The sequence below is a fragment of the Actinoplanes sp. NBRC 103695 genome (assembly GCF_030269485.1).
Taxonomy (GTDB): domain Bacteria; phylum Actinomycetota; class Actinomycetes; order Mycobacteriales; family Micromonosporaceae; genus Actinoplanes.
In genome coordinates, this window is record NZ_BSTL01000020.1 from 173213 (window position 1) to 184577 (window position 11365).

Genomic DNA, 11365 nt, shown 5'->3' on the forward strand with positions numbered 1-11365 from the left:
ATGGTGCTTGGCGGTCCTGACGGGACTTGAACCCGCGACCTCCGCCTTGACAGGGCGGCGAGCACTCCAACTGCTCCACAGGACCTTGCTATTCAATTACCGTGTTGCCGTACCCCCAACGGGATTCGAACCCGTGCTACCGCCTTGAAAGGGCGGCGTCCTGGGCCACTAGACGATGAGGGCAACTCCGCCATCATTGCATACCCGCAATGGCGCCGGTGGTTTGCCCCAACCGAGCCCCCCGCTTGAGGCTTGGAAAGCATACGTGATCCCCTGGCCCGCCTCCAAACCGGTATCCGACAACGCTCTGACCTGCCGCTATTCGGTGGCTGCGGCGGTTACCACCTCGACGGCCTCGGTCAGGCCGCCCAGCAGGAGGACGTCGTCGGGGAGGGTCTGGTTGGTCCAGCCGGGGCCGGCGGCGGCCACCAGGTACGGGCGGTTCGGGCCGGTCACGAGGCGGCTCAGCTGGGCGGGGTCGGAGGTTGCGGGGGTCTGCGACCAGATCACGACCGCAGCGGGGCCGATGCGTTCGACGGCGCCGGCGAGGGCTTCGGGGGGTACGCGGGCGCCGAGCATGCGGCTGGGGACACCGGCTTCCGCCAGGGCCGCGGCCAGGGCCTCCAGGGGGAGGGTGTGCTGTTCCTCGTCCGCGGCGGTCAGGAGGATGCGCGGGTTGGCGCCGACGGGCGGGCGGGGCACGGCGCTCAGGCATTCGGTGACGACGCGGGAGAGCAGGTGTTCGACCTCGATGTACTTGAGGGTTGCCGCGTAGCGCTCGCCGATACCGAAGAGCACCGGCATGATCACTTCGTCCCAGGCCCGGATGACGCCGCGCCGGGCGATGGTCATCTCGAGGATGTCGCGCTGGGCGGGGGCGTCCAGGCGGATGGCGGCGCGGGCCAGGCCGCGGGCGGTCGCTCCGGAGCGGCCCACGCCGATGGCGTGGCCGCCGCCGTCGCGGGACGGCTCGGTGGGTGGCGCGGTGGTCCAGGCAGGGTCGGCCGGTGCGCCGTTCTCGATGGGTACGGGCATGCGCTTCGCCCAAGCGGCCGCCTCGGCCGGCGGTACCCCTTGTGCGGTGAGCCGCCGCATCACCTGCAGCCGGTCCATGTCCTCGGCGGTGTACCGCCGGTGTTGCCCGGGGGTGTGGCGACTCGGGCCCAGCCCGTATCGCTGGTGCCACGTGCGCAATGTCGTGACAGCCACGCCCAGTCGCCGCGCGACCGCCCCAGCCGTCAGGGCGTCATCCATCACCGGACCGCATGTCGTGGTGGTCAACCCGGAAGGGATCGGGTGTGGCCGAGAACGGATGGCCGGGCGACGGCGACGACGCCACGGAGGGGGTCTGCGCGGGGGCGGAGGGCGCCGGCGTCGCGGAGAAGGGGTGTGCGGACGGCGAAGGCGTGGCACGGGCGGGCGTGGGGGCGTCGGCGGCGACCCCGAGGACGCCTCGCAGCCACGGGACGTAGGTGCGGGTGTCGGCGGCCACCTCCGCCCGTAGTTTCTCGGCGGGGGCCCAGCGCAGCGCCTCGACCTCGTCGGGGTCGGGGTCCGTCGGGATGTCGGCGGGGACGGTGCCGAGGAGGACGTGGTCGTACTCGTACTCGACGCGGCCGCTGTCCGGATCCTCGGCGTAGTACGGGTAGACGCCGACGACCGAGAGGGTCACGCCGGTGATGCCGATCTCCTCGGACAGCCGCTTCGCAGCCGCCACGAGCAGGTCCTCGCCGGGTGCGGGGTGTCCGCAGGCTGTGTTGCCCCAGCGGAGCGGGAAGCGGGTCTTCACCGCCGCCCGCTGCTGCAGGAGCACTCGCCCGTCGGAGTCGCGCAGCAGTACCGAGAACGCCCGGTGCAGTTGCCCGGGCGCTCGGTGTGCCTCGTCCACGGTCATCGAGCCGGTCGCCGCGCCGTCGGCGTCGACCAGTTCCACCAGGTGTGCTTCCCGGCTCACGCGCCGGTCACCCGCGCGGCCGCGAGCTTGCCCGAGATCAGCACCATGGGTACCCCTACTCCTGGTTGTGTTCCGGAACCGGTGAACACCACGTTCGCCAGTGTCGGATGCATGTTGCCGGGCCGGAACGGCCCGGTCTGGGTCATCGTGTGCGCCGCCGCGAACGGCGTGCCGCCCGCCATGCCCTGCGCCGCCCAGTCTGCGGGCGTCACGATCCGCAGCGTCTGGACGCCGTCGCGGAAGCCGATGTAGCCGCGCCGTTCGAGTTCGGCCATGAGCTGGTCGGCGTACGCGGGTCCGAGTTGCTCCCAGTCGAGCGGCGCGCTCTGCAGGTTGGGCGTCGGCGCGAGCACGTAATAGGTATCAGGGGTGGGGTGGGTGACCAGCAGGGAGGGGTCGCTCATCAGCTCGCCACGGTGGATCACCTCGTCGAAGGTGCCCTTCCACGCCGCGCCGAAGTGGATGTTGTGGTGCGCGATCTTCGAGTACTGGGCGGTGGATCCGACGTGCAGCACCACACAGGACGGCGAATATCGCAGGCGGCGACGGTACGGCGTGGGCAGGAGGTCGTGCGCCACCGGCAGGTCGGGGTTCAGGACCACCACGTCGGCGGGGATGTGCTCGCCGTCGGTGGTGACGACGCCGGTCGCGCGGCCGTTGTAGACGCCGACGGAGGCGACCGTCGTCCCGTACCGGAAATGCACTCCGTGTTTTGCGGCTGCTCCGGCGAGAGCCGTCGGGACGGCGTGCATGCCGCCCTTCGGGTAGAACACGCCCGCGACCGAGTCGAGGTAGGCGATGACGGCGTAGATGGCGAGCGCGTCGTGCGGGGCGAGGCCGGCGTACATGGCCTGGAAGGAGAAGATCCGCCGGGTACGCGGGTCGCGGAAGAACTGGTCGATCTTCGGCTGGAGCCGCCCGAAGCCGCCCATCCCGAGCAGCTTGAGCAGGTTGAGGTTGACCAGGTCGAGCGGGGTGTCCAGGTTCTTGTCGATGAACGCGTGGCGTTCGAGCTCCCACAGCTTGCGCGCGTAGTCGACGAACCGCAGGTAGCCGTCCGCCTCGCGGGGACCGCAGACGCGGGAGACCTCGGCGGCCATCCGCGCCGTGTCGGTCCGTACGTCCAGAGTGGACCCGTCGGGGTAGTAGGCCCGGTAGGCGGGGTCGAGCGGGGTCAGCTCCAGCCAGTCCTCGAGGTTCTCGCCGACTGCCGCGAGTGGCTCGGCGATGAGCTCGGGCATGGTGAGCACGGTCGGGCCGGTGTCGAACTCGTATCCGTCGACCGTGAGCCGCCCGGCGCGGCCGCCGGGGATCGGCTCGCGCTCGACCACCGTGACCTCGCGTCCGGCCGCGGCCAGGTGCAGCGCGCAGGAGAGGCCGGCCAGGCCGGCGCCGACCACGACGACTCGGTCGGTGGGTCCTGTCACTCTTCGCACGGCGTTCATCATGCCGGGCGATTCGTGGCGGCGACGGCAAGGTGGCTCAGTGCGGTGCGCGCGTCCGGGTGGATCGGTGCGGCCCGGAGCGCCGCGAGCCCTTCGTCGACCCTCCGCCGGATCAGCGCCTCGACGCGCGCGGGCGCGCCGGTGTCGGCGATGACCTCGGCCATCCGGGTGATCGGAACCTCGGCGGAGATGGCGAGTTCGGCCAGTTGCGCGGGGGTGGCCAGGCGGCGGGCCAGCATCAGCAGGGCGGTGGGCTTTCCGGTACGCAGGTCGTCCCCGGCCGGCTTGCCGGTGACCAGCGGGTCGCCGTACACGCCGAGCAGGTCGTCGCGCAGCTGGAAGGCCTCGCCGACGCGGGCGCCGTACCGGGCGTACGCGGCATCGATCTCGGACCGTGCCTCCGCCCCGCTCAGGGTGAGTCCGAACTGCAGCGGGCGTTGCACGGTGTAGCTGGCGGTCTTGTAGCGGGCCACGAGCAGGGCGCGTTCCAGCGACCACGCCTCCGGCTGGGTCTCGCCGAGCACGTCGAGGTACTGCCCGGCGACGGTCTCGACGCGCATCCGGTCGTAGCGGGCGCGCACCGCGAACAGTGTGGTGGTGGTGAGCGCGGACCGGGCCATCAGCTGGTCGGCCCAGACCAGGCAGAGGTCGCCGAGCAGGATCGCCGAGGTGGAGCCGAACCGGTCGGCGTCGCCGCGGCGTCCGTCGCGGTCGTGCTGGCCGGCGAAGATGCGGTGTGCGGTCGGCGCGCCACGCCGGGTCGCCGACTCGTCCATCACGTCGTCGTGCACGAGCGCGAAGGTGTGCATGAGCTCGAGGGCGGCGATCGCGGGAAGGATCGGCTCGAGCGGCTCGCCGGGGTCGGCGACGCCACGCCAGCCCCAGTAGGCGAAGGTGGGCCGCAGTCGCTTGCCGCCGCCGAGCACCAGGTCACGTGCGGTGCGGGCGAAGCCACCGAGGGCCGGGTCGACGGCATCCAGGGTCGCGATCTGGGTAGCTAAGAAGTCGGCCAGCGTGCCCTCGACGTGGGCGAGCAGACCGGTCTCCCCGCGGCTCTGATGGGGGATCGGGTGTCCCGTGAGGGTGTCATTGGCCACGCGATCGACACTACCGTAGGCTCTCAGTTGCGTCGATTGCTGAGTCGATTTCGTTAGGATGGATCCATGACCGAGGACCTGGCCGCCTCCTACGAACGCTGCCGTGAGCTGCATCGACGCCACGGCCGCACCTACTACCTCGCAACTCGTCTCCTACCCGCTTGGAAGCGTCGTCATGTACACGCTCTGTACGGGTTCACCCGCTACGCGGACGAGATCGTCGACCGCACCGAGGCGTTGCCACCCGCCGAGCGCGCCGCCCGCCTGACCGACTGGTCCGACCGTTTCCTGGCCGGTCTGCGCGGCGAACCGATCGCCGATCCGCTGCTGCCGGCCGTGCTGCACACCATCGCGGTCTTCGACCTGGACCTCGCCGACTTCGACGCGTTCCTGCGCAGCATGGCGATGGACCTGACAGTCACCTCCTACGCCACCTATGACGACCTGCTGGGGTACATGGAGGGCTCGGCCGCGGTGATCGGCACGATGATGCTGCCCATCCTCGGCTCGCAGGATCCCGCCGCCGCCCGTGAGCCGGCGCGTCAGCTCGGCCTCGCCTTCCAGCTCACCAACTTCATCCGGGACGTCGCCGAGGACCTCGACCTCGGCCGCACCTACCTCCCCGACGAGCATCTGGCGCGGTTCGGAGTGACCCGCGAGGACCTCGAGCGGCGGGTGGCGACCCCCAAGATCAAGGACCTTCTGCGGTACGAGGTGAGCGTCGCGAAGGACCACTACCGGCAGGCCGCTCCCGGCATCCCGCTGCTGCACCCGGCGTCGCAGGCGTGCATGCGCACCGCTTACCGGCTCTACGGCGGCATCCTCGACGAGGTGGAGGCCGCCGACTACGACGTCTTCACCCGCCGGGCCACGGTGCCCAACCAGCGCCGCGCCACGGTCGCCATCAGCTCGATCCTCACCAGACCGGGCACTCCGATGAGGGAGGTGGCGCCCACATGAAGACGGCAGTAATCCTTTTCACCCGCGACCTGCGAGTTCGTGACAACCCGGCGCTCGCCACCGCCTGCGCGAACTTCGACCGGGTCGTCCCGCTCTTCGTGCTGGACCCGAAACTGCGGGACCTCTCGCCGAACCGCTCCCGCTTCCTGCACCAGGCGCTGGCCGACCTCCGCGAGACGCTCCGCGGCAAGGGCGGCGACCTGGTGATCCGTCGCGGCGAACCGGTGGCCGAGACGATCCGGCTGGCCCGCGAGGTCGACGCCGAGGGCATCGCGCTCACCTCCGACGTCAGCACGTACGCCCGGCGCCGCCAGGAGCGCCTCGCCGACGCCTGCGAGGAACACCGGATCGCGCTGCGCCTGTTCCCGGGCGTGACCGTTATCGATCCGGGTGACGTCCGGCCGGGCGGCGGCGCCGACCACTACAAGGTGTTCTCGCCCTACCACCGGGCGTGGTCCGCGGCGAAGTGGCGGGACGAGGTCGCCACCCCGCGCACGGTCACCCTGCCGGACGGCATCGAGGTCGGTTCCCTGCCCGGTGTGCCGAAGGGCGAGTGCCCCGACGCACTCCAGGGCGGCGAGACGGCCGGGCAACGTCGCGTCACCACGTGGCTCAAGCACAGCGGTCCCTACGACGATCTGCACAACGACCTGCCGGCGGACGGGACGTCGCGGCTCAGCGCGTACCTCCGCTTTGGTTGTGTCTCGCCGCTGAGCCTGGCCAACGCGGTCCGTCAGCAGGACGGCGAAGGTCCGGACGCGTTCGTACGCCAGCTCTGCTGGCGCGATTTCTACTACCAGGTCGCGTCCGCGTTCCCGAAGCTGTCGACCGAGGCCCTGCGCAAGACCGGCGACACGCGGTGGCGGGACGACTCGGACGCGCTGCGGCACTGGCAGGACGGTACGACCGGGGTGCCCGTGGTGGACGCCGGGATGCGGCAGCTGCGAGCCGAGGGCTACATGCACAACCGGGCCCGGCTGATCACCGCGTCGTTCCTCACCAAGCACCTGGCGGTCGACTGGCGGCCCGGCGTGAAGTGGTTCTTCCGCTGGCTGAACGACGGCGACGTGCCGAACAACTCGGGCAACTGGCAGTGGGTCGCCGGGACCGGAAATGACACCAAACCCTACCGGCGGTTCAACCCGATCCGTCAGGCCGAGCGCTTCGACCCCGACGGCGTGTACGTTCGTCGCTACGTACCCGAACTCGCTTCGATCGAGGGCAAAGCGGTGCATCAGCCGTGGCGCCTGCCCACTGACCTGCGGCGCGCCCTGGACTATCCGGAGCCGCTGGAGTCGCACGGCGACGAGGCCGTTTGGTTGCGTCCATAGGGTTCCCGTCGGCTCGACCGGCGGGAAGCGGGTCCTGCCGACGTTGCGTTCGTCCGTTCGGCCGGCAGGACCCGCGACTCCTTTCCCGCTCTGTCCCTCGGGAAACGTCTACCCGCGCAGGTTGCGCCAGGTGCCGTAACGGTGGATCGCGATGCCGCCGAAGGCCGGTTGGGTGCGGGTCGCGGCGTCCACCTTGGCCAGCTCGGCGGCCAGCACCGACGCGCCCTCCTCGTGGAAGGTGCAGTGCCCGCAGTCGGTCAGCGTCTCGGTCTCCGCGCCCAGCCGGACCCGCTTGGCCTGCACTGCGCCCCGGTTCAGCCAGTCCTGGCCGACCGCCATCATCGAGTTCGGTCCGGTGGCGGCGTCCCGGTAGCTCATCACGGTCACCGCGCTCACCCGGCGCAGCACCTCGTCGGCGAAGTTCTTGTTGCCCACCCGGTATTCGCCGTACCAGAACGGCACGTCCGCCTCGAGCGGCAGCGAGCTCGCCGCCCGCATCTTGTCCAGCAGCGCCAGAAACGACTTCAGCGTCGCCTGCTGATCGCTGGACCAGGCGGTGAGCAGGTACGGCTCGACGTCCAGGTGCACGCCGGCGAAGAGCCCGGTCTTCAGCGCCGTCTTCTGCCAGGCCAGCGCCGCCTTGGGGTTGGACACCCAGGACGTGTCGCCGCCCAGCGCGTACAGCTTGATCATCTTCGCGCCGGCCCGGGCACGCATGTCCTGCAGGCGAGCCAGGTCGCCGTTGGTCAGCACCGACGGCGAGACGTGCACGAAGATCTCGGACACACCCTGCTGCGCCGCCCAGGTGACCACCTCGCCGGCCGGATTGTCGCCCCACAGCCACATCGCGCGGGTCGCCGCCGGCATCGCGGTCATCCTGGCCTTGCCCGCGGTCGAAACCTCGGGCAAGGCCAGGGCGGCGGCGACGATCATGAGAATGGCGGCTATCAACCCGGACCGCCATCGCCCTCTCATAAACGCCCCCTCCGCTCGGTGATCCTTCTTCCGCGGAGGTTCAAAATCGACGCTCGGCCGGGCCGGTTTAGGAGTCGGCCAGTGCTTCCTCGATGCGGTCCACCGTGCTGAAGTCGCCCAGCCTGCGCGTCACGTACGCGATCGCCTGCCCGCGCCCCGGATCGGCCCAGCCCGCGTTGCCGCCCAGCCCGCCCATGCCCCAGGTGCCGTCCGCCTCGAGCTGCACACCCAGCCCCCACGTCACCGGGTCGCCGCCGATGAACTGGTCGACGCCGGTGAACTGGCCGGTCGCTATCATCGCCCCCACCGGCCGGCGCATCAGTTCGTCGTAGAACCGGGCGATCCCCAACGCGGTGGCGTGCAGGTTCACCGCCGGGACCGTCGCCGAACGCCACAGCGCGCTGTTCACCACGGCCAGGTCGCGGGCGCCGGCCGGGTTCTCGACCGCCCGGGCCTTCACCGAGCCCGGCTCCCCGGTGTTGCGCCGCGGCCAGTCCGGCGCGTCGAACTCCAGCTCGGCGCAGCGGGCCTGGCCGGCGGCGTCCAGCCCGAAGTGCAGGTCGGCGCGGAACGGCTCGGCGATCTCCTCGGCCACGAACCGGCCCGGCGACCGGCCGTCCACCCGGCGGACCAGCTCGCCGACCAGATGGCCGTAGGTGAGGGCGTGCTCGGCGGCGACCGTGCCCGGCGGCCACTCCGGGGTCGCGGCGGCCAGGTCGGCGCAGAGCACATCCCACTCGGCCCAGGACTCCGCCGGGCGCGGCACCGGGAACGTCGGCAGGCCCGCGGTGTGCGACAGCACCTGGCGTACCGAAGCATGGGTCTGGAATTGCGGCCAATACCGGGCGATCGGGTCGTCCAGGGCGATCCGCCCGCGCTCCACCAGCAACAAGGCGGCGAGCGCGATCACCGGCTTGCCCACCGAATAGACGTTGACCAGCGTCTCCGCGTCCCACGGCACGGTCCGCGCCGCGTCCCGCCAGCCCTCGTGCAGATCCAGCACGACCCGCCCGTCCTCGATCACGACCAGCGCCGACCCGCCCCGAGGATCCTCAACGAACGCCTGTCGCACCGCTTCCATCGACATCCGCGTAATTTAACCTGGCCCTATGGCTGCTCAAGTGCGTGAAGCGGACGTGATCGTGGTCGGGCTCGGCGTGGGTGGCGAGGAGGTCGCCGGACGGTTGGCGCAAGCCGGGCTGACCGTCGTCGGCGTCGAGAACACGCTGGTCGGCGGCGAGTGCCCGTACTGGGGCTGCATCCCCAGCAAGATGATGATCCGGGCGGCGGACGCGCTCGCCGAGGCCCGCCGCATCCCCGGCCTGGCAGGGGCGTCGAGCGTGCAACCCGACTGGGCGCCGGTCGCCCGCCGGATCCGCGACGAGGCCACCGACAGCTGGGACGACAAGGTCGCGGTCGACCGGTTCACCGGCAGGGGGGGTCATTTCGTACGCGGAACCGCCACGCTCACCGGGCCCGGCCGGGTCCGTGTCGATTCGCAGGAGTTCACCGCCTCCCGGGGCGTCGTCATCGCCACCGGCACGTCCGCGATCATCCCGCCGATCGACGGCCTGGCCGGCACCCCGTACTGGACCAACCGCGAGGCCATCGAGGCGACCGAGGTACCCGACACCCTGATCGTCCTCGGCGGCGGCGCCATCGGCGTGGAGTTGTCCCAGGCCATGGCCCGCTTCGGCGCCTCGGTGACGGTCATCGAGGGCAGCCCGCGCCTGCTCGCCGCCGAGGAACCCGAGTCCTCCACCACCGCCCACGAGGCCCTCACCCGCGACGGAGTGCAGATCAAGACGGGGGTACGCGCCCAGCACGTGACCCACGACGGATCGGGATTCTCGGTCACGCTCTCCGACGGCGCCGTGGTGACCGGCGAACGCCTGCTCATCGCCACCGGCCGAGCCGCCCGCCTGCACGGCCTCGGCCTGGACACGATCGGCCTCGACCCGGACGCCCGCTTCCTGTCGACCGACGCCCGGATGCGCGCCGCCGCCGACGTCTGGGCGGTCGGCGACGTCACCGGCAACGGCGCGTTCACCCACATGGCGATGTACGAGGCCGACATCGCGGTCCGCGACATCCTCGGGCAGGGCGGCCCGGACGCCGACTACCGGGCGCGGCCCCGGGTGACGTTCACCGACCCGGAGATCGGGGCTGTCGGACCTACCGAGGCGCAGGCCCGTGAGGCCGGCGCGGATGTGCGGGTGGGATACGTGCCGCTGTCGCACACGACGCGGGGTTTCATCCACGGGCCGGGCAACGAAGGGTTCATCAAGCTGGTCGCCGACCGGGAGCGCGGGGTGCTGATCGGCGGGACCACGGCCGGGCCGGCGGGTGGGGAGATGGTGGGGGCGTTGTCGGTGGCCGTGCATGCGGAGGTGCCGGTGTCGACGCTGCTCAGCACGATCTGGGCGTACCCGACGTTCCACCGGGGGTTCGGGGACGCGCTGCGCGCCCTGGCGTGACGAGTCGGTTGTCCACAGGACGCCTGCCCTGTGGACAACTCAGTGGGCCCGCGGTCGTCAGGCGTACGTTTGCCGCCCACCCACAGGGCGGGGGCTGGGGGCGGTGCGGCGGCGGATTTCGTTGATCTTGGGACGGCGCCTCGACGTGGCTCTTGGGGCAGCGGCCCGACGTTTCCGCAGGTCAGCGCAGTGGCAGTTCGGCCGTGACCGTGGTGCCGGTCGGGCCGGTGGAGATCCGTACAGCGGAAAAACGTCTGGCGAGCCACAAACCGCGGCCACCGGCGGAGCGCGGCGGGGGCAGCTCTGTCCCGGTGCGGGCGGCCTGGTCCATCCCGCCTCCCGAGTCGCTCACCTGGCAGATGAGCCGGGCGCCGTCGGTCCAGAGGGCGAGGCGTCCCGCGCCCCCACCGTGCATGACCGCGTTGCCGCAGAGCTCGTGCACGACAAGGGCGGCGTCTTCCAGGCGTGCCGGCTCGAGGCCGAGCGCGATCGCGTGCGCTGCGACCGCGGTGCGGAGCGCGGCGAGCTCGCCGGCGGCAAAGGCCAGATCAAGGCGTGGGGTGGTCCAGCCAGCTGCTGAGGGCGCGCGGTTAAGGCGCTTCCGCGTACGGAGTGCGCTCGACTGCTCGGGTACGACCACCATGGGGACGTGGTTACCCGTCTCCTGCCGCGAGCATGCCGACCGGCCAACCTTAGGAAAACCCTGCGCTGACCTGCGGTTATGAGGAACACTGGTCCCCGATTTGGAGGGCGAGCGGGGCACCGGGTAGTGTTCTCTCTCGGCAGGGGAACGGGCGAGAGCGCGGCGGAAGCCGCGACGGCCGTCCTGCCAGTCCTCCTAGTTCAAAGTGCGGGGCTTTGCTGCGCGCTGCGAATGAGGCGGACGTACTGGAACGGATCGGCACGAACCGGGAGATTCCGGTTGACAGGGCCAGGACGAGACAGTAAAGTTGAACGAGTGCCCCGGAGGGGGTCACCCGGACCGGGTGGCAAATCTTCGGTGTGTGGTTGTTCTTTGAGAACTCAACAGGGTGCTTGATAAGCCAGTGCCAATTATGGCGAGGTTTTGTTTTGCCTCGTGATTCCTTTGGCAACATGATGTTTTTGTTGCCGGGACATTTTTTCC

General features: G+C 70.8%; 9 protein-coding genes, 2 tRNA genes and 1 pseudogene. 3 read left to right on the plus strand and 9 right to left on the minus strand.

Going from position 1 to position 11365, the window contains the following annotated elements:
* Positions 1-8: 8 nt before the first annotated feature.
* The 6 genes and pseudogenes from QSK31_RS32725 to QSK31_RS32750 all read right to left on the minus strand — a co-directional run bounded on the left by QSK31_RS32725 (position 9) and on the right by QSK31_RS32750 (position 4496).
* Positions 9-85: transfer RNA gene (locus tag QSK31_RS32725), tRNA-Asp, on the minus strand.
* Between the two features lie 25 nt (positions 86-110).
* A tRNA-Glu gene (locus tag QSK31_RS32730) sits at positions 111-183 on the minus strand.
* 135 nt (positions 184-318) lie between these two features.
* Positions 319-1257: a MerR family transcriptional regulator gene (locus QSK31_RS32735; protein ID WP_285688433.1), complete on the minus strand. Its 939-nt coding sequence runs from the start codon at positions 1255-1257 to the stop codon at positions 319-321.
* A 187-nt stretch (positions 1258-1444) separates the two neighbouring features.
* Positions 1445-1954: pseudogene (gene idi / locus QSK31_RS32740) on the minus strand (isopentenyl-diphosphate Delta-isomerase); the annotation flags it as partial.
* Positions 1951-3390: a phytoene desaturase family protein gene (crtI, locus tag QSK31_RS32745; RefSeq protein ID WP_285688435.1), complete on the minus strand. Its 1440-nt coding sequence runs from the start codon at positions 3388-3390 to the stop codon at positions 1951-1953. The pseudogene idi and the gene crtI, both read right to left, overlap by 4 nt.
* 8 nt (positions 3391-3398) lie before the next feature.
* Complete coding sequence (locus tag QSK31_RS32750; RefSeq protein WP_285688436.1) at positions 3399-4496, minus strand: polyprenyl synthetase family protein; 1098 nt, start codon at positions 4494-4496, stop codon at positions 3399-3401.
* Positions 4497-4562: 66 nt separating this feature from the next.
* Here QSK31_RS32750 and QSK31_RS32755 point away from each other — a divergent pair, with 66 nt between their 5' ends.
* Complete coding sequence (locus tag QSK31_RS32755; protein WP_285688437.1) at positions 4563-5456, plus strand: phytoene/squalene synthase family protein; 894 nt, start codon at positions 4563-4565, stop codon at positions 5454-5456.
* Positions 5453-6787 carry a cryptochrome/photolyase family protein gene (locus tag QSK31_RS32760; protein WP_285688438.1) on the plus strand — a complete coding sequence of 445 codons (1335 nt, stop codon included), beginning with the start codon at positions 5453-5455 and terminating at the stop codon, positions 6785-6787. Before QSK31_RS32755 ends, QSK31_RS32760 begins: the two co-directional genes overlap by 4 nt.
* 108 nt (positions 6788-6895) lie before the next feature.
* On the opposite strand, the gene QSK31_RS32765 is transcribed toward QSK31_RS32760, so the two are convergent.
* On the minus strand, positions 6896-7762 hold the full coding sequence (locus tag QSK31_RS32765) for a hypothetical protein (protein ID WP_285688439.1): 867 nt from the start codon (positions 7760-7762) through the stop codon (positions 6896-6898).
* A 67-nt stretch (positions 7763-7829) separates the two neighbouring features.
* Entirely contained in the window at positions 7830-8849 is a 1020-nt protein-coding gene (locus QSK31_RS32770) for a serine hydrolase domain-containing protein (RefSeq protein WP_285688440.1), read from the minus strand.
* 22 nt (positions 8850-8871) lie between these two features.
* Between QSK31_RS32770 and QSK31_RS32775 the strand changes: the two genes are divergently transcribed.
* On the plus strand, positions 8872-10239 hold the full coding sequence (locus QSK31_RS32775; RefSeq protein ID WP_285688441.1) for a dihydrolipoyl dehydrogenase family protein: 1368 nt from the start codon (positions 8872-8874) through the stop codon (positions 10237-10239).
* 181 nt (positions 10240-10420) lie between these two features.
* On the opposite strand, the gene QSK31_RS32780 is transcribed toward QSK31_RS32775, so the two are convergent.
* Positions 10421-10882: an ATP-binding protein gene (locus QSK31_RS32780; RefSeq protein WP_285688442.1), complete on the minus strand. Its 462-nt coding sequence runs from the start codon at positions 10880-10882 to the stop codon at positions 10421-10423.
* Positions 10883-11365 lie beyond the last annotated feature (483 nt).